Source organism: Pedobacter sp. (genome assembly GCF_046462515.1).
In the GTDB taxonomy this organism is placed as follows: domain Bacteria; phylum Bacteroidota; class Bacteroidia; order Sphingobacteriales; family Sphingobacteriaceae; genus Pedobacter.
This window is the reverse complement of sequence record NZ_JBKGVD010000008.1, coordinates 155605-180215: the sequence shown is the minus strand read 5'-3', so window position 1 is coordinate 180215 and position 24611 is coordinate 155605. Positions and strand designations below refer to the sequence as shown.

Annotated in this window: 19 protein-coding genes and 1 tRNA gene; 6 read left to right on the top strand and 14 right to left on the bottom strand. The window is 35.3% G+C overall.

The features are described from left to right. Positions 1-2 precede the first annotated feature (2 nt). Positions 3-2363: a GAF domain-containing protein gene (locus ACLHG9_RS08750; protein ID WP_410221119.1), complete on the top strand. Its 2361-nt coding sequence runs from the start codon at positions 3-5 to the stop codon at positions 2361-2363. 72 nt (positions 2364-2435) lie between these two features. On the opposite strand, the gene ACLHG9_RS08745 is transcribed toward ACLHG9_RS08750, so the two are convergent. From ACLHG9_RS08745 to ACLHG9_RS08710, 8 genes are all read right to left on the bottom strand, one after another. After that, positions 2436-3098, bottom strand: a complete 663-nt coding sequence (locus ACLHG9_RS08745; RefSeq protein WP_410221118.1) for a hypothetical protein — start codon at positions 3096-3098, stop codon at positions 2436-2438. 347 nt (positions 3099-3445) lie between these two features. Further along, entirely contained in the window at positions 3446-4531 is a 1086-nt protein-coding gene (locus ACLHG9_RS08740) for an acyltransferase family protein (RefSeq protein WP_410221117.1), read from the bottom strand. A 110-nt stretch (positions 4532-4641) separates the two neighbouring features. Continuing rightward, a complete protein-coding gene (locus tag ACLHG9_RS08735; RefSeq protein WP_410221116.1) occupies positions 4642-5220 on the bottom strand; it encodes a TlpA family protein disulfide reductase in 579 nt (192 codons plus the stop codon). A 107-nt stretch (positions 5221-5327) separates the two neighbouring features. Continuing rightward, positions 5328-6185, bottom strand: a complete 858-nt coding sequence (locus tag ACLHG9_RS08730) for a DUF5694 domain-containing protein (protein ID WP_410221115.1) — start codon at positions 6183-6185, stop codon at positions 5328-5330. Positions 6186-6469: 284 nt separating this feature from the next. Further along, on the bottom strand, positions 6470-6886 hold the full coding sequence (locus tag ACLHG9_RS08725) for a glyoxalase (RefSeq protein ID WP_410221114.1): 417 nt from the start codon (positions 6884-6886) through the stop codon (positions 6470-6472). Continuing rightward, entirely contained in the window at positions 6879-7328 is a 450-nt protein-coding gene (locus ACLHG9_RS08720) for an SRPBCC family protein (protein ID WP_410221113.1), read from the bottom strand. The genes ACLHG9_RS08725 and ACLHG9_RS08720 overlap by 8 nt, the downstream gene beginning before the upstream one ends. A gap of 2 nt (positions 7329-7330) precedes the next feature. Then, entirely contained in the window at positions 7331-7702 is a 372-nt protein-coding gene (locus ACLHG9_RS08715) for a DoxX family protein (protein WP_410221112.1), read from the bottom strand. Between the two features lie 2 nt (positions 7703-7704). Beyond that, positions 7705-8124: an SRPBCC family protein gene (locus ACLHG9_RS08710; RefSeq protein ID WP_410221111.1), complete on the bottom strand. Its 420-nt coding sequence runs from the start codon at positions 8122-8124 to the stop codon at positions 7705-7707. Between the two features lie 129 nt (positions 8125-8253). On the opposite strand from ACLHG9_RS08710, the gene ACLHG9_RS08705 reads away from it, so the two are divergent. Together ACLHG9_RS08705 and ACLHG9_RS08700 are read left to right on the top strand one after the other, a co-directional pair. After that, positions 8254-9231: a GlxA family transcriptional regulator gene (locus tag ACLHG9_RS08705; protein ID WP_410221110.1), complete on the top strand. Its 978-nt coding sequence runs from the start codon at positions 8254-8256 to the stop codon at positions 9229-9231. An 89-nt stretch (positions 9232-9320) separates the two neighbouring features. Next, positions 9321-10427: an Ig domain-containing protein gene (locus ACLHG9_RS08700; RefSeq protein ID WP_410221109.1), complete on the top strand. Its 1107-nt coding sequence runs from the start codon at positions 9321-9323 to the stop codon at positions 10425-10427. Positions 10428-10536: 109 nt separating this feature from the next. Here the strand turns inward: ACLHG9_RS08700 and ACLHG9_RS08695 are convergent. After that, a tRNA-His gene (locus ACLHG9_RS08695) sits at positions 10537-10612 on the bottom strand. Positions 10613-10787: 175 nt separating this feature from the next. Between ACLHG9_RS08695 and rnhA the strand changes: the two genes are divergently transcribed. Beyond that, positions 10788-11261 carry a ribonuclease HI gene (gene rnhA / locus ACLHG9_RS08690; RefSeq protein WP_410221108.1) on the top strand — a complete coding sequence of 158 codons (474 nt, stop codon included), beginning with the start codon at positions 10788-10790 and terminating at the stop codon, positions 11259-11261. On the opposite strand, the gene fbp is transcribed toward rnhA, so the two are convergent. The 3 genes from fbp to ACLHG9_RS08675 form a co-directional block, all read right to left on the bottom strand. Continuing rightward, positions 11256-12275 carry a class 1 fructose-bisphosphatase gene (gene fbp / locus ACLHG9_RS08685; protein WP_410221699.1) on the bottom strand — a complete coding sequence of 340 codons (1020 nt, stop codon included), beginning with the start codon at positions 12273-12275 and terminating at the stop codon, positions 11256-11258. The two genes, rnhA and fbp, sit on opposite strands and share 6 nt — an antisense overlap. A 24-nt stretch (positions 12276-12299) precedes the next feature. Then, positions 12300-12791, bottom strand: coding sequence for a metallophosphoesterase family protein (locus ACLHG9_RS08680; protein WP_410221107.1), 492 nt, complete (start codon positions 12789-12791; stop codon positions 12300-12302). A gap of 79 nt (positions 12792-12870) precedes the next feature. Beyond that, the gene (locus ACLHG9_RS08675; protein WP_410221106.1) at positions 12871-13578 is read right to left on the bottom strand and encodes a tRNA1(Val) (adenine(37)-N6)-methyltransferase; all 708 of its coding nucleotides are present in this window, start codon (positions 13576-13578) and stop codon (positions 12871-12873) included. Between the two features lie 119 nt (positions 13579-13697). On the opposite strand from ACLHG9_RS08675, the gene purL reads away from it, so the two are divergent. Further along, positions 13698-17363 carry a phosphoribosylformylglycinamidine synthase gene (purL, locus tag ACLHG9_RS08670; RefSeq protein ID WP_410221105.1) on the top strand — a complete coding sequence of 1222 codons (3666 nt, stop codon included), beginning with the start codon at positions 13698-13700 and terminating at the stop codon, positions 17361-17363. A gap of 135 nt (positions 17364-17498) precedes the next feature. Beyond that, on the top strand, positions 17499-22373 hold the full coding sequence (locus tag ACLHG9_RS08665) for a C25 family cysteine peptidase (RefSeq protein ID WP_410221104.1): 4875 nt from the start codon (positions 17499-17501) through the stop codon (positions 22371-22373). On the opposite strand, the gene ACLHG9_RS08660 is transcribed toward ACLHG9_RS08665, so the two are convergent. After that, positions 22362-23537, bottom strand: coding sequence for a glycosyltransferase (locus tag ACLHG9_RS08660; protein WP_410221103.1), 1176 nt, complete (start codon positions 23535-23537; stop codon positions 22362-22364). The two genes, ACLHG9_RS08665 and ACLHG9_RS08660, sit on opposite strands and share 12 nt — an antisense overlap. Further along, positions 23538-24497, bottom strand: coding sequence for a hypothetical protein (locus ACLHG9_RS08655; protein ID WP_410221102.1), 960 nt, complete (start codon positions 24495-24497; stop codon positions 23538-23540). Positions 24498-24611 lie beyond the last annotated feature (114 nt).

Below are 24611 nucleotides of genomic sequence, written 5' to 3'. Positions count from 1 at the left end.
CAATGAACACCAACGTTATAAAAATCAATAAAAATGAATGTATTGGCCGTCAGATAGAATGGAGCCTGTCTTTCAGACCCTTGGTGGCCTATCTGAAAAGAAGATTAAAAACCGAAGAAACTATTAAAAAAGAGTTTTACAGGTTTCTGCTCGAAAGAATAGAAAAAGAAGGCGCATTAGCCAAAAACCTGATAGTAGAAAATCTGTCTGAACATAAAGAAACACTCGAGCTTATTTTTACCATTTTAACGCCATTAATGGCCAATGAAAAGGAATTGTACTGGGCATTAAGCACACCCGTTCCAGATCAGATTTTCTTCAGCACCGATTTACTTTATAATTTTATCCAGAAAAATGTAGAGGAAAAAGACAAGGTTGACGAAGAATATGTAAAACAAAAAGAAAAAAATCAGTTAAAGTTCATTTACAATGTTATCCTGAAACGGTATTACAATTATTCGGCACTTACCAACAATGAAATGTGTTTCGCCTATGATAATCCGCAAACAGGATTGACCCAGTATTATAATGTTAATGTTGATACCCAGTTTGTAGATATTACCTACAAGAAAAATGAATTACCATCACTCAATTTCGAACAGTTTTCTGGATTTGTAGATGATGAACGTGGTTTAGAACTTTTGCATACCACTCTACCTCTAAGCGATTTTAAGTTTGATGGCTTTACAGTAATTTCAGTTACCGATGTTACTTTACAACATGCAATAGATGGCATCAGAGAAGCTTTGGTTAACCACAATTACCAAACCGAGGCTTACAAGCATATTATACAAACACTGAGAACTTTAGGTGGAAATGCCCAATTAGAATTTGGCTTATTGCCATTAATTACGGTAAATGATAAGCCTATTCTTGATGACGACGATGATTCGAGTATTCTCATTAATGCGGGAAAACAATTTGGTATTGATGACAGTGTTTTTTATCAGCAGTTAGAATTATATAAAAATAATCCGCAACCACTGTTTTTTAATAAGATAACTGATGAGCAGGTAAAGAAAACACCATTTATGGATGCCATCCGGAAAAGCGGCATTAAATCTTATTCTATTTTACCTGCATTCTATAACGCACAACTGGTTGGTATATTAGAAATATACTCCAAACATGAGGTTTTAATAGATGATATGCTGCTCTCGCGTTTGCATTCTGCCATGCCGCTTTTAGGTCAGCTTTTTCAATACCGTATAGAAGAATTCAATGCCAAAATGGATGAAGTGCTTAAAGATAAATTTACTGCTTTGCAACCTTCTGTACAATGGAAATTTAACCAGCAGGTATGGGAGTTTATCAGGAAAAACAAAGGCAATAAAAATGCTCAGGATATTGAAACAGTTACATTTAAAGACCTGTATCCTTTATTTGGCGCTATTGATATTAGAAACTCTACTGTAGAACGAAACCTAGCCTTAAAAGAAGATCTGAAAATGCAGCTGGAAAAGCTGAGCTCTTCACTTACAGCCCTGAAAAAAACTATAAAACTCGACCTGATCGATAAAATTCTGTACAACTGCAAAAACTGGATAGCACAAACAAGCGATTTTATTAGCTCAAGTGATGAAGATGCATTAAATGAATTTTTAGAATTTGAAGTATATCCAGTATTAAAACATGTAGAGAAAAATCATCCTGCGGCAAAAGAAATAGTGGATGATTATTTTGCAAGCATTAACCCTGCTACGGGAGTTGCCTATGAAAACCGGAGAACTTTAGAAACATCCATGCAGTTTATCAATTCATCTGTAGGCGAATATCTAGAACGTGCACAGGAAGAATTACAGAAAACATTTCCGTTTTATTTTGCAAAATTTAGAACCGATGGTGTAGAATATGATATTTATATCGGACAGGAAATTGCTCCTGATATTCCATTTGATATGCTCTTTCTCAAAAACATGCGACTTTGGCAATTGCAGTCTATGGTTGAAATTGCACGCCTTACCAACCGTTTGGTAGATAAAATGGCAAAGCCGTTATTAACCACGCAACTCATTTTTATACACTCCAATCCTATAGATATCAGTTTTAGAAATGACGAGCGACGCTTTGATGTAGAAGGAAGTTACAATATCCGTTATGAAGTAATCAAAAAACGCATAGATAAGGTTAAGATCAGAGATAAGGATGAAAGGTTAACACAACCCGGAAAAATAGCTCTGATCTATCACAATACTTTTGAAGCGAATGAGTATTTAACTTATATCAGTTATTTACAGGAACAAAAATTGTTAACGGCAGATGTAGAAATGCTTGAGCTCGAAGAACTTCAGGGAATAAGTGGTCTTAAAGCTCTAAGAGTTGGCGTAAATTATGGAAATGAAGAAATAAGTTATGAACTCTGATTCTATAAAATTTAGTTTAAGCCTCCATTTAAAGCTGGAGGCCTAATATTATCTAGATAAATGAAGCGATCATTAACTACTAAAACCTAACTTTATTTTATACCTGTAAAGTTTTCCATTTACTTCCTGCTCTAACTTTAATACCTCATTTGTTTTTTTGCTTATCCAGAAAACCTCCTTGTTTCCTTTACTTTCATGTGTGAGTAACCAACAGTCAATTTTTTGGTCGTCGTAACCAGTAAGTTGAGCGGTACCTGTAACTGTATATGCAACTTTTTGGAGTTTAGAAGCTGTACCAGGATCATAAAATGGAATAACAAAAGTTACTCCGTTTTTATAGGGCAATAACGGAAAAGTCTCTAAATCTAAATGCCAATTCAGAAAATACTTATCAAGCGATGATTTATAAGCTTCCCATATTGCTTTTGCTTGTTTTACTGTATCTGCATCACTTACTTTACGGCCATTGTATTCAACCGTTTTATTTAAAAAATCAACAACCGTAACATTTACAGCTTTAGTAGTAGCTGTTCTAGAAGCTGGCACTTTCCACCAGGTTTTATGGTATAGAGGTTTCATTGTTCTGGCATCCGAGAAAGATTTTACAATATGCATAATACTGTCTTTGTCCTCCCACTCCTGATTAATTTCAATTGCAGGTATTCCATTGTAATCGCTCTTCTTTATTATTCTAGTCCAAAATTGAGTTTGTGTTCGTACAGAATCCTTATTCATTTTAAAATATACAAGATATCGGTGCGTACCTTCTCGTAAAATTTTGGTATTTATATCTTTCTCTGATATAAAAACAGTGTCTTTTTTTTGTGCATTAGCAAAAAAAGCAGCACAAAAAAGGTAAAGAAAAATGGGTAATGAATAGCGCATAAAATTTTAAATAATAGAAAAATATACTAAATTAATTACCTGCCATAACTTAGTTGGTAATTTTGATTTGAATTAAGACCGTTTGCTTTTTAGTTTGTTACATCAATTACAGTAACCTTTTAAGATGTCTCCAGAAAGATGTGAGAAGAAGAAAATCGCCGATATTGTTTGTTGTTATTAAAGGAAATCTTATTTGGCTAATTTTTATTTCGTCGAGCATTTAAATATTTCCTTATCGGAATATCATAAAATACCATAACCAGATAGGCTGCCCCAAGCAATAAGCACAATCCACTTATAACAATCAAAGTTAGTTGTGTCGTATCCGGCTTATGATTGGTATAATAATTTCCAAACATCCATAACACGGCATAATGTGTCATGTACAACGGATAAGAAATCTTTCCTGAAAAAACACAAAGCTTTTTTAAACCGGGAGCTAAGGTAGTTCCTGCACCCAAGGCAATCAGCAGAGGGAAGTAAAACAAAACTACCAAAGGTTCAGATACAATATTCCATTTTGAATAGGGCATGATAAATGCCAGAGATAATAAAACAGCTAAGCCAATAAATCCCAGTTTATTCTTAATAATCCATTGCGAACGGTAAATCAGTAATCCTGCTAAAAAAGAATAAGAGATCCGGGCAGCCCCATCCCAGAAAGTTGGACCACTCCACCCGCCTAATAAATTACCCGAACGGTAACAAACGAAACAAATAACCACCGCCGAAATAATGGTTAGCAGTAATAAATATTTACGTTTGAGCTTGCAAAGCACAAAAGCATAAACAATATTGGCAACATATTCCCAAAACAACGACCAAGATGGAGCATTAAAACTAAATAAGTTAAATCCACGATCGGCTATTACAGGTAGAGGAATTAATAGCATAGAACATAAAAACACCAATATGATCTTACCTGCACTGTACAATTCAGGATGCCCGCCAAAAGGATCAAACAAAAATGTCAGCAAACCCAATACTGATCCCGCTATAACCAAAGGGTGTAATCTGATGAGCCTTGATTTAAAAAACTCCAGAACACCCATTTTTCCAATGCGGTCATCATAAGCATAACTAATTACAAAGCCCGAAAGACAGAAGAAAAAATCTACCGCTAAAAAACCATGTGCAATAAAATTTTGGCTAAGATCAGCATAAACCCATTCCATAAAATGAAAGATGACCACCGCAATGGCAGCAAGACCTCTCAGCCCATCGAGTATCTCAAAATGCTTTTTTGTTTCTAAGTTTATTGCAATAGTTGGATTGGTATTCATTAATGTATCCTAATCTGCCCAAGTTTAAGCAATCATAGTCCTTGGTTTGTTGCTCAGCAAGGTATAAAATTATTATTAATTATAATTATTCTAAAAGTCATAAATCCTGCTCACTTTCCAAACAATTCAGCTAATTTCTTATCTAAATCTTTAGCAGGGTCAGCACCATTGTATCTCGCTAATATAATACCGTTTTTATCTATTAATAACTTGGTTGGGAAAAGATGCACATCATATTGGTAATGGATTGCTTTCGTATTTACTTCCCCTTTATTCATACTTGGCATATCCATAATGTTACTCCATAATTCTGTTCCATCAATTTTTATCGCTTTTTTCCAGTTTGCAATTTTATCATCTACCGCAATTGCTACCACTTCAAAACCTTTCGAATGATATTTTTTAAAGAGTTCTTTAAGATGTGGGACACTTTCCCGGCAAGGCAAGCACCAACTTCCCCAAAAATCAAGTAAAACATATTTGCCTCGGTAATCTGACAATTTGATAACCTTACCATTTGGATCCTCACCACTAAAATCTTTAGCTATTTGACCTGAGCCATTTTCTTCACTTTTCCCAATAAACCTTGCTATAGCCTGTCCATTGTTGCTTTGTTTTATTAAAGGGGCTAACTGATCATAGAACGATTTCAATACGTCTATCTTAAGTCTTGTTTTGTAAATATCCAATTTTTCTACACTGATATAAGAAAAGCAGCTCAAAAAGAACTGCTTTAAAAGCCGATGTATCTTGTTAAGAAATCAACTATAGCATCAGGTTTATTTACTGCGATACATTAAAACTTTGTCTTTATTTTAGTTTGGCCAAGCCATTTCTCGGTTTCTACAACATTGAAATAAGGATTGTCTTTAAAAAGCTGTTTAATAATAGGAATATGATCATTTCCAATAATGAGAAATATAGCATTTTCCTTATAATCCAACTGAGCAAGTATTTTTGAATAGATCAATATATTTCTACGGTACCAATCTACAGTTAAATCGGCTCCAAGAAAATAGTCAGATTCACTATTGAAAACATTTGTATTGCCAATTTGAGGATATACATTAATGTAATGCGCATGAGAGCTTTGTTGTACAGCTGCTGAGTTAAGCCAACGGAGGTATTCCAATAAGTCGACGGTTTTACGTATGGAATCACTTTTCATGAGCGTAGTTAAAGGTATGGTCATTCCCAAACCGTTTTTTTTAGTCAGTTTGTCCTCTTCGTTATGAGCTTTTACATAATTAACCAATTTTTGATAATAAATACCGTACATGCCTGGATGATCACATTGATAAATATGTGGATGGTTAAGCTCGGCGGCAACGCGAGCGCCAACCTGCCAAATTTCATTCCTCATTTTTCTTAGCTTCCCATTTTTATACTCCTGATATGAGCTATCCATTTTGTTTTTATACTCCCATTCTGGCATTCTTTCTATAAAAACTTTATCTGGCTTTAAACCTGTTACCATTTTAGCAAGCTTTTTGATACTTTCTTGATGTTTTTCATCATTCACATCGTAAGTTAAAGTATCAACCTGATTGAAGTGAAAAGTACCCAACAGGTAAACATTGATTTTTTTAGTCTGAGCAATGACCGAAAAATGGAGTGTTAAGAAAGAGAAGAATAAGATGCTTAGTTTTTTCATAATAATTTTAAATATGAGTAATCTTTCTGAATGAAAATTTGCCATATGACACCACATTTAAAGAAATGTTGCACAAGATGAATAAGCAATGCAGCATAAAATTCTCTTAACAATGCCGAACAGACCTCGCTATTAAAGACGCAGAACTAATTAAATTTCTAAATAATGACCAGCCAGAGAGCCAACAAAAAAAAGCAGTTCTTCTTTAGACTGCTTTAAAAATTGAATTATATATGGGGTCAAACATTTAAAATCGTGACTTGATCTATAGTTTTAGCCTATTGTTATACATACAATATCCACCTTACATCAAAAACATCGGTAATTTCAACTAACTTTTCGTCATCTTTTTCGGTAAAAAAAGTTTCTTTATTTAATTCCAGTTTTTTGATGAGTGATCCCCTAGCCTCAATACTGGTACATCGAATAAAAATCGCCATATGGTTTCCTAGTATCCTCCCCTCATTATGTACTAAATCAGAACCATGGATAATGATGTGATCAGAAACGAGCGATCCGCTTAGCACAGGCATAGCTCCATAACCTTGTAATTCTTTTTCTAAGGTTTCAAAACGCAAAGTACCACCAAAGCAAGTTTGGTAAAATGTGAGTGCTTCCTTACAGTTTCCAGAAAAAGTAAGGAAAACAGCACTCACAAATGAATTACAGTTAGGTGCAGTCATGGTAAAAGTTTTAAGCATCCGGAATTTCAGGTTCTACCAGTTTTATCAATTTCTCCAGTGATTCCTGCCAGCCTAAATAACACATTTCAGTAGGTATAACTTCGGGAATGCCTTCCTGTAGCACTTTGAGTTCGGTACCACACATTACTTTATTAAGCCATATTGTGGTGGTCATTTGTCCAGGTAAATTAGGGTCGTCAAAAGTATCGGTATATTTAATGAATTCATCTGGCTTAATTTCAAGATATGTTCCGCCAAAAGAATGACTGTTGCCTGTACTGAAATTTATAAAAGTCATTTTAAATTGGCCAGTTTCTTTAAAATCCATTTGTTGTACGGTGCATATAAAACCGTAAGGTGGTAACCAAGTAGAGTGCGCTAAAGGATCTGCAAATGCCCTAAATACTTTTTCAGGGCTCGCTTTAATAACCCTGTGAAGGGAAACTGAATTATTTTTCATATTTATTGAGTTTTAAGTTTACGATTATAGATATAAGAAACCATTAGTATAGCCAGTACTACAAGTGGCATAAGCATATACCCGATATTTTTATCTACACATACATGACTGATAAACGCGAAGATCAGATTAAACGTAAATCCTGCATATGCCCACTCTTTTAACTTACCTGGTGTTTTAGGATACACAATGGCTAATGCGCCAAGTGCTTTACAAATGATCAGCGCGTAAGCAAAGTAATCTGGATAACCTAAGGGTTTAGTGCCCGCCGTTGCATATTCCGGTTTAAACAGTAACGTACTCAATGGCATTACACCTTCCCAAAGTACAATGATGATTGTTGCCAGCCAAAAGATAATCTTATTCGTTTTCATAATTATTTTGATTCAACATATTTTACAAAATTGTTTAGAATGGCTTGCCATCCCGCTTTTTGAAATTCAGGATCATTTTGCGTTTCAGGATCAAAAGTGGTTGCTATACGGGTTTTACCATCTTGTTCTGTAAACAAAGTGGTTGCTTGTCTGCCATCACCCATGGTATAAGTAATTTCCTGATGCGGTATTACGCTATCGTAAATTCCTTCAAAGTCAAAACCAAAGCTACCGTCTTTAGCTTCCATTCTATTTTTAAACTTACCGCCAACTCTTAAATCGTTTTCACTGCTTGGGGTATGCCAATTAGGATCAGCGGTGTTCCATTTCATAATATCGCTTGGTGTATTCCAAGCCTGCCATACTTTTGATACAGGAGCATTTACTATTGCTTCTACCGTAATTCTTGTTAACTGTGTCATTCTTTTTAGATTGATTTACAATTCAAAAGTACATTGCTGATTAAAAATGTAACTGTTGCGAAAACGACAATTAAGGGGTGAATTGTGACAAAATAATTTTTACCTTGTACTGCCATAATACTTACTGATATGCAGATTTCTGTTTTTGTGCCTGAGTATGGGGTCATTGAAGCCGTAACCCCACCTTTTAGAACCTTTCAAACTGCCAATGAATTTTTAACCACATTTGGGAAAAAACCTATTTTCAACGTTGAGTATGTAGGGCTAAACGAGTATGTACCTGCCAATAATGGCGAATACATGATTAAAACCAATCGTTTACTGAAAGATGTAACTGAAACAGACCTGTTGATTATACCTCCCACCTTTGGAGATACTTCCAAAGGCATTAAAGCCAATGCTGAAGCCATCCCTTATTTTAAAAAGTTACATCATAAAGGAGCAAGCTTGGCCAGTTTGTGTATAGGTGCTTTTCTTTTAGCTGAAACAGGTTTACTCAATGGCAAAAAATGTTCTACGCATTGGGCGTATATCAATGAATTTAAAGAAAGATATCCGGATGTGGGCGTAGAAGATGGTGCCATCATCACAGAACACGATAATATCTACAGCAGTGGTGGGGCAAGCAGTTTGTGGAATTTGATTTTATATCTGGTCGAAAAATTTGCAGATAGAGAAACTGCAGTCATGGTTTCAAAATACTTTGCATTGGATATTGGAAGAGATAGTCAATCTCAATTTGCCATATTCAAAGGCCAAAGAAATCATGGTGATGAGGATATCCAGAAAGTGCAGGATTACATCGAACAAAACTATAGCGATAAAATATCCATAGAAATTTTAGCCCAATTAATTAACTCGGGTCGCAGAACTTTCGAAAGAAGATTTAAAGAAGCTACCAATAACACGCCATTAGAATACATACAGCGAGTAAGAATAGAGGCTGCCAAAACTTTCTTTGAAGCATCAAGAAAGAATGTTACAGAAATTATGTTTGATGTAGGTTATACGGATACCAAATCATTTAGAGATACCTTTAAAAAACTTACAGGCCTTACACCGATTGAGTATAGGAATAAATTTGCAAGGCTGTTTAATGAGGTTTAAGAATAGTTTGGAATCCAATATAAATTATTGGTAGTTTTAACCCGAAGATTCGCCGTTTATTTAGATAGAATTTGCAAAAAAACAAATGCATGGAATCTTATCTAAAGAATATTCAACATTTAGATAAGAAATTTAAGACATATAAAATTAGAAATACTTTCATGAGGATAACGCTACTTTTCTTAATGGTTCTTATGTGCATCAGCTGCAAAAAGAACGATAAAACCGAATCTTTACCACCATCTGTTTCTTCTATAAAAATTGAAAATAGCGAATCAAATATAGCTCTTGGGAAGACATTACAGTTAAAACCATCTCATTTACCGGGTAATGCTGCTAAACCCGAGTATGAATGGTCATCCAGTAATAATAATATTTTATATGTAGAAAGTGGAACTGTGTATGCACGCGCCCTTGGAAGTGCAACCATAACTGCAAAAATTAAAAATAGTGATATTTATGCTGAATATAGGCTGACTGTAGTACCCGATGCAATTTTAATCATAAACTTAGACAAGACACAAATCAAATTGACGGTAAATGAACAAGAAAAAATAACACCTTCAATTCTTCCTTTGGCTGCTCAGGGCGCTACGGTTAAATGGACTTCATCAAATCCTTCAGTTGCTCAGGTTACGTCCGCAGGTTTAGTAAGCGCCTTATCGCCTGGAAATGCTGTGATTACAGCTGCAAGCGAAGATGGAAAAGTAACAGCCAAAAGCAATGTAGAAGTGATACCAGAGGTATTGTATTCAAGCCAAATTTTTACTAAGATAAAGAGTGAGCTGCTAGATGCACTTATATTATACAATGAGCAACAAGGCAAATCATTGTCTCAAGAACTTAAAGCAGGAAAAACGGGTTACATTGTTATGGCCAAATCTGCCATAGAAGATACTTATATCACAACTACTCCAGGATATGTTGAAGCCATGTTCAGTAATTTAAAGATGCCAGCCGGCGACGTGCTTAAAATCAATTCTAACTTTTATATGGAGCTTTTTCCTAATACATCTAGAATGGGAGTATTATTGCTGGAAATCAATTTTCTACAAAAGAACTGGGAAATCAAAGGGACTCGGACAAAGGTTTATAGCTTTAAATATTCAGACAATGTCACTTTGGCTGAGCTTAAGGCAATTATTGATGAAAATATCGCCGATGTTAGGAGGTATGTTAATACTGGTGCTTACTAAATTCAGCTACTCAAACACAAACGCTTCTCTTAAGACCCAGCTATCTGTTAAATTAAAATTACTATAAACAAAAAAAGCAGCTCTTTTCAGAACTGCTTTTAAAACTGTTGGGTGAATGATGGGTCTCGAACCCACGACCTTCGGAACCACAATCCGACGCTCTAACCAACTGAGCTACAATCACCGTGTTTTTGAGGTTACAAAAATAGAAATATATCGTAACAAATCAAATATTTTTAAAAAATTTCATCAGTCTACTAAGCAATCCCTTTATCTTCAAGACCTTAAAAACTTTGTTTTTCTTACAATTAAGCATCGTTACATTTTTAACTGTTAAAAAGTTAGTTTTGTAACCATACTATGATTGAAATTTATACAGACGGTGCTGCAAGCGGTAATCCCGGACCCGGCGGATATGGCGTAATATTACGATCGGGCAAACATTATAAAGAACTTAGCGGAGGTTTTAGGCTTACCACCAATAACCGCATGGAACTGCTTGCCGTAATTGTAGGTTTAAAAGCTTTAAAAACTACCGGACATCAGGTTACCATCTTCTCTGATAGTAAATACGTGGTAGATTCTGTTGAAAAGAAATGGGTATTTGGTTGGGTGCAAAAAGGTTTTGCAGGGAAAAAGAACAAAGACCTGTGGATGCAGTACTTAGCGCTGCATAAATTACACCAGATCAGGTTTGTATGGATTAAAGGCCACAACGAGCATCCCGAGAATGAGCGTTGTGACCGTTTAGCAGTTGCAGCCTCTCAAGACAAAGCCAACTGGGCAATAGACCAGGCTTTTGAGCAGGAAAGAAACAACAACGCCTTATTATAATTTTTTTACAGGCGAAAACTCGGCCATGAATTCTTCTGCTTTTTTAACCATTTTAGGAGAACCTATAAAAATAGATGTTCTTTGATGCAGTTCGGTTGGATTAATATCCAATATTCTGTTTAAACCATCAGAAGCCATACCTCCCGCCTGCTCTATGATAAAAGCCATAGGATTACATTCATACAATAAGCGTAATTTACCTTTTGGCGAAGCAGCCGTTGTGGGGTAAATATAAATTCCCCCTTTAATCAGATTCCTATGTATATCGGCCACCATTGAACCTATATATCTTGAGGTATAAGGTCTTCTGGTTTCTTTATCTTCTACTTGCGCATATTTAAGGTATTTCTTCACACCTTCGGGGAAATGTACATAGTTACCTTCATTGATCGAATAGATTACCCCATCTTCAGGCACTTTCATTTTTGGATGCGATAAACAAAACTCTCCTATAGACGGATCCAACGTAAAACCATTTACACCTTTTCCGGTAGTGTAAACCAACATGGTTGATGAACCATAGATTACATAACCCGCAGCCACCTGTTCAGTACCTTTTTGCAAAACATCATCAATAGTAGCTAGCCCTTCTGTTGATTTACGGCGATAGATGGAGAAAATAGTTCCAACCGCTACGTTTACGTCAATGTTGGATGAACCATCTAAAGGATCGATACAAACGATATATCTGGCATTTTTAGATACCGGCGAATCGATTGGCACAAAATTATCTTCCTCTTCGGTAGCAACAATGCAGCACTCTCCCCCACTTCTTAAAGCAGAAATAAATTGGTCGTTAGCATATACATCTAATTTTTTCTGACCCTCACCCTGTATATTAGTCGTACCTGCATCTCCCAAAATATCTACCAGTCCGGCTTTATTTACTTCCCGGTTTACAATTTTTGCTGCAATACCAATATCTCTTAATAATCTCGAAAGTTCGCCTTTGGCGTATGGAAAATCTGCCTGTTTCTCTATGATAAACTGCCCCAGCGTGGTTATACCTGACATCATATACTTAGTGTATTTTTTACGTTATCTATCTCCTAATTCTATGACCGCTAAGGTATGTATTTTTTCTTCTGAAATGCAAAAGCGAATTAAAGTTCTTTTTTTATGCCAGCCATGTTTTCCGGCAGCACCAGGGTTAATATGAAGACATTTAATTTTATCATCATATATTACCTTTAAGATATGTGAATGTCCGCAAATAAAAAGCTTCGGAGGCTTAGTGTAAATTTCAGGCTTCACCAAAGGAGAATATCTCCCCGGATAACCGCCTATATGGGTTATCCATACATCAACTCCTTCACACATGAACCTGTTATGTTCTGGAAATTGCTGTCTGATGTCCTGCGTATCGATATTGCCATATACACCACGTAAAGGTTTAAAAGCTGCTAAAGGCTCTGCAACATCAGGCCCAAAATCCCCTGCATGCCAGATTTCATCGCAATCATCAAAATGCTTGAAAACGGCATCGTCCAAAAAACCATGCGTATCCGAAAGTAATCCTATTTTTTTCATCAGGTTTTATTTTGCCCTCTACAGCAAAATTATGACTATTTCTCTTGTTTATTCAATAAATAAATTGCTAAAAGCAATGTTAAAATATCAAAAAGAAATCGCTTAACAGTGCCTGGTAAGCAGGCGTATACTTGTTTTGGGCTTCATAGATATAGAAATCGCTACAATGCACAAGATTGTTTTCTTTATTCAGGCAAACTATTTTCCTAATCACAGGTTTACTTTTATCGGAATGAACAGATACAACCTGATCTACAAACAGGTCAATTTTTAAGCCCTCATTCATCACAAAGTCTGCCTGTTTAGGCGGTAAGATAAACCAAAACTTTCCTTTGTTGTTTAATAAAAAAGCTGCTTTAGCAAGCAGATCTTTAAAAAATTGAAAACTAGCATGCCTGGCCACTTCCTTTTTCAAGTTGGCGTTTTTAAAATCGTTCACAAAATAGGGTGGATTTGATACAATAAGATCAAATTTTTCAAGACTAGAATAATCTTCTATTGCCACGTGATGAGCAACCATCCGTTCCTTAAAAGGAGAATGTATAAAATTACTTCTGGCTGTATTTGCGGCATCCTGGTCTATTTCAACGGCTTCTACCTGTGCTTTCATAAATCTTTGAGCCAGCATAAGTGCCAGCACGCCGGTACCTGTACCAATATCCAGAATACGTTCGGGGCTTTCACTTTGAGCTAAAGCTGCCAATAAAACACCATCTGTATTTATTTTCATGGCGCAGCCACTTTGGTCAACTTCAAACTGTTTAAACTTGAAAATATTTTTACGCACAAAGCAAGAATAAAGGTTTACAAAAAACTCTGCCAAATTAAAAAAAGCCAAACATTATTACCCTATTTTCATGGCAGTTTTAAATTATAAACCGTAAATTTGCAGTTCAAAATACAAGCATGATTCATTTCTTTCTAGGTCAATCTGACGAGGTTTTTGCATTACAGGCAAACCATACACTTTCTGCAACTGATATTGAAAAATTAGAATGGCTTTTTGGCGGTGCCAAATTAGTGGCACAGCCTGTTTTAGAAGGCTTTTTTGTAGGCCCGAGAGCCGCTATGATTACTCCATGGAGCACCAATGCTGTGGAAATTACACAGAACATGAGTATGAATGGTGTAATCAGGATTGAAGAGTTTAAAAAAGTGGATGAGAGTTACACGGATTTCGACCCTATGCTATCGCAAAAATACGAGGGTTTAAATCAGGATATTTACACTATTAATATTCAACCAGAACCTATACTGGAAATAAGTGACATTGCTGCTTATAACAAACAAGAAGGATTGGCTTTGAGCGATGAGGAAGTTAACTACCTTGATAATTTGAGCAAAAAATTAGGCCGTAAACTTACCGATTCTGAAGTTTTTGGTTTTTCTCAGGTAAATTCAGAGCATTGCCGTCATAAAATCTTTAATGGTACTTTTATCATTGATGGTGAAGAAAAACCGACTTCTTTATTTAAGCTGATCAAGAAAACCTCTGAAACACATCCTAACGATATCGTTTCTGCATATAAAGACAATGTAGCTTTTATCAAAGGACCTAAAGTTCAGCAATTTGCGCCAAAACGTGCTGATGAACCTTCTTCATATCAAGTAAAAGAATTTGAATCGGTTATTTCTTTAAAAGCCGAAACACATAATTTTCCGACCACTGTTGAGCCATTCAATGGTGCGGCCACAGGTTCAGGCGGTGAGATCAGAGACCGTTTAGCTGGCGGGCAAGGTTCTTTGCCTTTGGCCGGAACTGCGGTTTATATGACTGCCCTTTCTCGCTTGGAAGAAACCCGTCCCTGGGAAAAAGGCATGGAAGAAAGAAAATGGCTATACCAAACCCCAATGGATATCTTGATTAAAGCTTCTAACGGAGCTTCTGATTTTGGAAATAAATTTGGCCAGCCGCTGATCACCGGATCAGTATTAACTTTTGAGCATGAAGAAGATGCCAGAAAATTAGGTTTCGATAAAGTGATTATGCTTGCAGGTGGTATTGGCTATGGCAAAATTGACCAGGCCAAGAAGCAAGAGCCTCAGGCAGGCGATAACATCGTTGTTTTAGGCGGAGAAAATTATCGTATCGGAATGGGAGGCGCTGCCGTATCATCTGCTGATACCGGCGCTTTTGGAAGCGGCATAGAGTTAAATGCCATCCAACGTTCTAACCCCGAAATGCAAAAACGTGCAGCTAATGCTGTGCGTGGTATGGTTGAGAGCGATCATAACACCATTATTTCTATACACGATCATGGTGCTGGCGGTCATTTAAACTGTTTATCTGAACTGGTTGAAGCTACAGGTGGAAGAATAGATATGGACAAGCTTCCTGTTGGCGATCCTACCCTTTCAGCGAAAGAGATTATCGGTAACGAATCTCAAGAACGCATGGGATTGGTAATCAGCGAAGAAAACATTGCTACTTTACAAAAAATCGCAGACAGAGAACGTTCGCCAATGTACACTGTAGGTAAAGTAACAGGCGATCACCGCTTTACTTTTGAATCTGCAACCACCGGGGCCAAACCAATGGATATGGCTTTAAGCGACATGTTTGGCAGTTCGCCAAAAATGATTATGGAAGATAAAACCATTGATTATACTTATCAGCCTATATCTTACCAGAAAGAAAATTTACAACAATATTTAGAACAGGTTTTACAACTTGAAGCGGTTGCCTGTAAAGACTGGTTAACCAACAAAGTTGACCGTTGTGTAGGCGGTCGTGTTGCCAAGCAGCAATGTGCCGGCCCATTGCAACTACCCCTGAACAATTGTGGCGTTATGGCCTTAGATTTTCAAGGCAAAGAAGGTATAGCTACTTCAGTTGGTCATGCTCCACTTGCTGCATTAATCGATCCTGCTGCCGGAAGCAGGAATGCCATCGGAGAAGCATTATCTAATATTATATGGGCACCTTTAAAAGATGGTTTACAGAGCGTTTCTTTATCGGCCAACTGGATGTGGGCCTGTAAAAACGCAGGCGAAGATGCCAGACTATATAAAGCTGTAGAAGCTTGTTCAGCTTTTGCAATTGAACTAGGTATCAATATCCCTACTGGTAAGGATTCGCTTTCCATGAAACAGAAATATAAAGATACCGAAGTAATTGCTCCGGGTACGGTGATTATTTCTGCAGCGGCAAACTGTAATGATATTAGAAAAGTTGTTGAACCAGTTTTACAAAAAGATGGCGGCAACATTTATTATATTAACTTATCTAACGATGCTTATCAGTTAGGCGGTTCTTCATTTGCCCAGATTGTTAATAAAATTGGCCATGAAACTACTGATATCAAAGATGGCAAAGCTTTTAAAACTGCGTTTAATACTATACAACAATTAATTAAAGAAGGAAAAATTAAAGCCGGACATGATATTGGCAGCGGTGGTTTAATCACTACTTTATTGGAAATGTGTTTCGCAGATGTAAATCTTGGAGCAAACATAAATCTTAGCGCATTAAACGAAAGTGATACCATTAAAGTGCTTTTTGCTGAAAATATTGGTATTGTTTTCCAAGCAGATTCCAATATTGAAACAACTTTAAATGCTAAGGGTGTAAATTTTGTAAAATTGGGCAATGTAACCAATGAAGCTCAATTAACGCTTAAAAATCAGGAAGAAGAATACAAGTTCGATATCAATCATTTGCGTGATGTATGGTTTAAAACCTCATTTTTATTAGATCAAAAACAAACCGCCAACGGCTTAGCGCAGACCCGTTTTGACAATTATAAAAAACAACCTTTAAATTTCAATTTCCCTGCTCATTTTACAGGAGAAAAACCAGTAATCGACAATTCAAAACCACGTCCTAAAGCTGCTATTTTACGCGAAAAAGGCAGTAACTCTGAGCGTGAAGTGGCCAATGCCATGCATTTAGCAGGTTTTGAGGTTAGAGATGTGCACATGACCGACCTGATTTCGGGAAGAGAAACCTTAGAAGACATTCAATTTATCGGGGCTGTTGGAGGTTTCTCAAATTCTGATGTTCTAGGATCTGCCAAAGGATGGGCTGGCGCATTCTTGTATAATGAAAAGGCAAGACTTGCCCTACAAAATTTCTTTGACCGTGACGATACTTTATCGGTTGGTATCTGTAACGGCTGTCAGTTATTTATTGAGCTAGGATTAATCAATAAAAACCATGAGATTAAACCAAAAATGCTGCATAACGATAGTAAAAAGCATGAAAGTATCTTTACTTCATTAACTGTACAGGAAAACAATTCTGTAATGCTTTCTACACTTGCAGGCAGTACAATAGGTGTTTGGGTATCGCATGGAGAAGGTAAATTTAGCCTTCCGTTAAGCGAGGATCAATATCAGATCGTAGCTAAATATGCTTATGAGAGCTACCCTGCTAATCCTAACGGTTCTGATTTTAATACTGCTATGATGTGCGATGAAACAGGTCGACACTTAGTTATGATGCCACATATAGAACGTTCGTTGTTCCAATGGCACTGGGCACACTACCCTGCTGGCAGAACAGATGAAGTTTCGCCATGGATGGAAGCATTTGTAAATGCCAGAAAATGGATAGAAAATAAAAACAAATAGAATAAAGACCTGCCAACTGGCAGGTTTTTTTATGCCATTATCAATTTAGAAATTTACGGTATCTCTAAAAATAAAGATTTACTTGTATAGGTTCAGTCCACATAATTGTTATTTTTGATTTAAGAAGTAAACCAAATGAAATACCTGTACGTTTTAGTATTTATTTTTCTTTCATTTTTTTGCAAGGCACAAACCATTTATGGCAATGAATGGATTCAAAAAGACCAGAAGTATATAAAAATAAAACTAAATCAGGATGGCGTGTATAAAATAACTTACAACCAGCTTAGCAGTCTAGGTTTTCTTACCGGCAATCCCAATCCTAAAAATTTTCAGATCTATTTCAGAGGAAAAGAAATACCCGTATATATTGAAGGAGAAAACGATAACAGCTTCGACAGTAATGATTTCATAGAATTTTACGGCCAAAAAAATGACGGCAAATTAGATGAGCCCTTATATACGCCATCTACTTTACAACCCAATCCTGAGGTTAGCCTCTTTGATGAATTTTCTACCTATTTTATAACTGTTGGTACCGGTGAAGGTAAAAGATACCAGACTGTCACCATAAATGATAATATACCTATACCCGAAAATTACATGATTTATACGGCTTCGGGTAATTTTGCTGAAATGTACTATCCTGGCAGATTTCTCATCAGCGCATTATCTCTTTCTGAATATATTGAAGGTGAAGGCTATTTAGGTAACTCTTATGGTCTTGGAAACTCACAAAACAGGAACTTAAACACTCCTTTTTTTATTTCAGTTCCTTCCTTTAAACCCTATCTGGAATATTATGTAGCGGGAAGATCAAATGCCAGTAATACTAATCCTCAAAATTTTAATCATCATTTACGGTTAAGTTTAAATAATCAACCCATAGCAGATACTTTATTTCGGGGTTATGAGATTATCAGATCTAAAATTTTTCTAAACCAAAGTCTTTCTTTGGGTTCTGTTCTAACTTTTTCTTCCCTTAATGATTTAGGAGCCGAAAGTGATTATCAGGCTCCGGCATATGCCCGAATTACTTATAGCAGATCTTTTGATGCTTCAGGCTTAAGCTATTTGGCTTTTAAATTGAATACAACATTAGATAAAACCTTATTAAACTTTACAAATACCAATTGGAACACTGCCTGGATTTTAAATCCAACAACCGCAGAAAAATATATCGGCACTAAAAATGGTAATCAGTTTAGCTTTAAAGTTAATAACTCTCAAAATAACCAGCTTATAGTTTATGAACAAAGTGCTTATTTAACACCGGCTCTTGAAAATGTATCTTTTCAGAATATGCCTACGGTCTCAGGTTTCAACTATGATCTGTTGATCATTACAAACAAGAAGCTTACTGCTTCTGCTAATGAATATGCTTCCTATAAGGCAACAAAAGGCTTTAAACCTCTAATCCTAATTACTGATGACATTTATAATCAGTTTTATTATGGACAGCACCATCCTCTTGCAATTAAGAATCTGTTAAAGTACCTGATTACCCAAAGCTCCATAAAACCTGAATATCTTTTATTATTGGGAAAAGGTTATGAGCTCCCTAAAGATAGACTTGCTGATAATTTGGTTCCTACTATGGGATATCCTGCATCCGATTCTTTCCTGAGTTCCGGGTTAACAGGCAATAATTTAGCACCTGAAATTGCAACTGGACGCATACCTGCCACATCTGATAACGAAGTCAGGATTTATTTAAACAAATTAAAGCTATACGAAAATCAACCCGATTCTATTTGGAGAAAAAACATCATCAACATCACAGGTGGTGCAAATAGTAGCGAAGATGTTGCTTTTTCTAATTACCTGAAAACACATTCCAGTATCTCATCTCAGGAATATTTTGGCAGTAATACCATCAGTTTTTATAAAAGCGTTACAGATCCTATTACAGATAATCTTGTAGGTAAGATAAGTAACCATATTAATGAAGGAGCCGCAATGGTAACCTACCTCGGGCATGGCAGCAGTACCAATACCGCCGTTTCGGTAGGCAGTCCCTCTTATTTAAACAACAAGAACAAATTGCTTTTCTATCTTATAAATGGTTGTAGTACAGGTAATGCTTTTATTAATGGCTCAATGGCCGAAAGTTATATTTTCCAGCCAGATAAAGGCGCGATTGGTTGGATTGGTAGCAGCAGCGAAGGAATCGCCTCCTACCTGTCGAACTTTACCAACCTATTTTATCAGAACTCTTTTTATTCCAATTATGGAAAATCTGTAGCCAGAAACCTGTTAAATGCTTCTAAAGCTTATCAAAATCCAAATGATGAATATAACAGGGCGCATCTCAGACAGTATATTTTTATAGGTGATCCTACCATAACCTTTTATGCACCCCAAAAACCTGATTATGAAATAACCAACAGGTCTATAGGATTAGAAGGCAATAACATTAACGCAAATAATAATTCTTTAAAACTTTTTGTTATTGTAAAAAATAATGGAAAAGCCATACAAAATAATGTAACTGTTGCAGTAACCCGTACCTTATCTGACAATACTATAATTAATTATCCCATAAAGACTTTCAGCAAGTTATACAATACAGACACTTTATATTTTGATTTAGATAATAATATTTCCAATTCAGCTGGAAACAATAAATTTTCCGTATCTATAGATCCGCAAAATAGCATTGATGAATTAACTAAAATTAACAATAAAGCCGAGTTTACTTATTATATCCCTTCTAATGGTATTAATATAATCTCTCCGGCCAAGTTTGCTATTGTAAGTAATCAGGGTTTATCTCTAACCGTACAATCCAATAACTTAACTCAGGAAAACCTTAGTTATATTTTCGAGTTAGATACTTTAAGTAGTTTTAACAGTAACTGGAAGATAAATTCGGGTCTGATAAATGGTAACGCTTTAACAAGCTGGAAACCTCAAATTAATTTAGAAAATAACAAAGTATATTATTGGAGAGCTAAATTAAATGACAATAGCAATAATAACAATTGGCAAAGCAGCTCCTTTACTTTCATAGCTGGTAGTGAAGAGGGCTGGAATCAGGGACATTACCAGCAACTGGATAATCTTACTTTAAAAAATATTACCTCAAGCAATTATCAAAGTTTTAATTATGCCAATATTGCTTTTCCTGTTCAGGTTAAAACCAGAGGCAATTATGCCCCCAAACTAACTGAAAGAAGAATAAGAACAAGTGTTTCGGGTGGTTCAATCGCTTTTAACAGTCCCGAGTTTGAAGGTATCAGCCTGGTAGCTTTAAATCCACAGAATCTATTGCTGACTTTTAATTATCCGAGCCCTCTTAATTTTAAAAATGATAATGTACATGGCACAGGACAGTTTTTCTTTAATACAAATTCTCCGTCAGAAACAGATTCTTTGCTCAGTTATTTAAATCAGGTACCCAATAACTATTATGTTATTGGTATGAGTGGAAACAATTTTGCACCTAAAAATCTACCCCCTGCAATTAAAACTGCTTTTCAAAGTTTAGGGCTTTCTCAATTTGAAAGTTTAGAAAATGGAGAACCTTATGCTTTTTGGGGAAGAAAGAACAACAGTTCTTTCACTTCCATAGAAAAAACAGCCGATTATAGCTCAGCTATTTTACCATCTGAACAGCTGCTTGACTTTACTTATGATCTGCCTACACCTGGCGATAATGGTTATTACCTGTCTGAAAAAATAGGCCCCTCATCTAAATGGAACAGTGTTACTTTTAATCTGTCTAAGGGTAGTAATGATAATCTTAATTACACCATTATAGGCGTAAAATCTAATGGAGATGAAACCAGTTTAAAAAATAATATTTCAAATGATCAGATTGATATTTCTGATATTTCGGCTACAACTTATCCTTTTCTGAGAATACAGGCAAATACAACGAATAATACAGATAAAAAACCTGCTAATCTGAAGTCATGGAAAGTATTATACAAAGGTTATCCTGATATTACTTTTGATGCGAGAACTGTTAATTATTTTTATAAAAACAAAATTGAAGAAGGAGATTCTCTAAAAATTCAGATTGGTATTTCTAATCTTGAAAATATAAAATCTGATTCTGTTAAAGTTAACTATAAACTTACCAAAGCAGATCGTTCTGTAGTAACAGGCAGTATTGTTACGCTGAAACCTCTAATTATTAACGACAAAGAGAAAGTAACTTTTACATATCCTACCAACGGATTAACCGGAAACAACATTATACAATTTGATGCCGAGCCAAAAGATCAAAAAGACAAGCTACCTGCAAATAATTTTGTTAATTACAATTTTGAGGTCATTTCAGATAAGAAAGAACCTCTTGTAGATGTGCTATTTGATAACAAAAGAATTATCAATGGAGAAATAATCTCACCCAAACCACAAATTCAGATCAGCATTACTGATGAAAATAAATTCCTTATCCTAAAAGATACTACTGTTGTCGAAGTTTACATTAAAAGTCTAAAAGATGCCGCATTCAAACGTGTTTCTTTTAGCTCCAACAAACTTAATATTCAAAATGCAGGGTCTTCTAATAACAATAGGATCAGCTTTATTTATTTACCTGAACTTTTACAGGATGGAAATTATACACTAAAAATAAAAAGTAAAGATGTTAGCGGTAATTATAACACCACTAATGATTATCTGATTAATTTTGAGGTTATAAACGAACAAACTATTACCAATTTCCTGCCATACCCTAATCCATTTACTACTTCAATGCAGTTTGTGTTTCAGGTTACAGGAAAAATACCTGATAATATTAAGGTACAGATTATGACAGTTACAGGTAAGATTGTCAGAGAAATTTTCAAGAATGAACTGGGACCGGTTTACATAGGAAATAACATCAGTACATTTAAATGGGATGGAACAGATCAGTTTGGCGACAGACTTGCAAACGGTGTGTACTTTTATAATGTTACTTACGAAAACAAGGATAAATCAGATATAAAACATAAATACAATTCAACGGATAAATACTTTAAAAACAATTTTGGGAAAATTTATTTAATGCGATAAGTATCCCAGCGCTTTGTTGTAAAAAGAAAGAAATTCTTCAGATACGTTTTGATAAGCATATTTATTTCTGGCATCTGCTATTATTCTCGATGCATCAAACTTTTTTAGATTATTTGCCATGAACTCCATTGCCTCTGATAGATTTGTAATATCTTTTGATTTTACCAAAATACCATTATTCTCATTTACAATTTCACTAACTCCCCCTACATCAGAAGCTATTAGTGGTAGCCCGCAACAAAGAGCTTCTAATAAAACACAAGGTAAATTCTCATAATTACTAAAAAGAACAAATACATCGCTATTCTGATAATGTTTGACCAGGTCGCTTCCATATAACTCACCGTAAAAAAACACATTATCCAAACCATTCAATTTTACATAGTCTTCATATTTTTCCCTGTCTGCATGGTCACCTATAATATGTAATTCAAAATGACTGATTTTTTGCCTTAATAAAACAACCGCTTCCAATATACCACTTACATTCTTAACACTATTTTCTATACCGGATACATGCAAGAACTTTATCTTTTCATGAGAGTGCTCAGGAAATATTTTGTAGAATGAATTTATATCTACAGTATTATAAATAACAGGAAAATTAGAATGGTACAAACCTTTTTTTTTCATGGCAAATCCCAGATTATCTGAAACAGTTGACAAGCCGTCCGAATAATTTATGATCTTTTTAGTTATCCATTTTCTAATCGAACCTTTATACTGAACGGAGTTTGATAGGTATCTGCTCCAATGCTCTGTTATTACATAGGGAACTTTATATATAAACTTGATCAGCATAGCTGGTAGCCCAACCCGGGTTAAAACATGCACATGATTAATATGAGGTTTACCATATAGCTTTAAGACCTTAAAATAACCTGCAAATAAGCAATAGGCATATAAAAAATAATTAAAGACGAACAGTACACCCTTAAAACGCTTATGATAGATAATGTAATGCTGAATCCCTTCTTCCTGATATTGATGAATTTCAATAAGTTTTTTTGAATTACGATAAGGAAACACGTAAAACACAACTAAAAGCTTTACTTTATTTACCAAAGCTTTTGCATGCTCTTTTATAAAAATCCCCCCTATCCTGTTATCAGGATTCGGGTACCATGCCGGCAAAAAAAATACTTTGAGATCTTTATTATCCATCTATCTTACAATTTTTTTTACAAATGTTTTAAGGTACATAATCAGATTTTGCAACTTATTATTGTAGACAGAATATTTCGCCACATAGAAATTTTGTAATTCGGGTTCAAATTTTTGTTTAAACATGGCTATCTCTCGCATGTCGGCACCGTACAGGTCCACTTTTTCTACACCTAAATCCTTAAGTTGATTTAAAGCATATTGATATAAGAAAGATGAAATGCCTTTAGAAGAATGTTCTTTTACTGTTCCTATTAATGGGAAATAAGCCTTTTTGTCTTTTTCATCTACAATAGCGATGATCGATGAAACAAACTCATCTTTATAAAATACGTTAAAGGTATAAGCCAGATTTGCTTTCTGTAATGCATAAAACCATCTGATCACCTGCCGTATATAAGTTTCGGCAAATTTAAAGTTTTTCAGTTCCTTATCATGAAAAGCCAGGCTTTCTTTCCAAAAGGTATTAGTTTCAAACTTATAGCCGTTTACGGTTACGTCATGCTTTAATATACGGCTAAGGTTTTTGTGTAACTTTCCATCATTTAAATATTTAACCAGTGTATAACGGGTTTCTATAGTAAACCCATGCCATTTAAAAGGACGGATATCTTTTACAGATATAGGTAATCTTACATTTATAGCCTTATATGATTTCTTGAGCTCATCCAATAAGAAATACAAAGCTTCTGTATGGTGCCATTGAGATTTATTAGAATTTTGCCAGAAGAATTGATAGTAATAATGATTTGGAGAAAGTATCTTTTTATCTTTTATTAAAAAACTGGTTAAAATATAGACATCTTCTTTTTGTTTAATGGCAACATGTAAAACCTTTAAACTATAAGTATTTGCCAGCGAATTTAAAAAGTTTTGATCTGCTTTAAGCGTATCACAATTGTATAATGAGCTATAATATGCCCATTCATCAGGTGATAAAATTTGAAACTTAAATTCCATATCGCTCTAATGACGAAATTATAAAACAATTTCTTAAAAAGAGCTAATGTTTTTATTTTACATTATAAATAAAAGCGCCGCCTTCGTTAAAGCAGCGCTTATCGCGTTAATTAG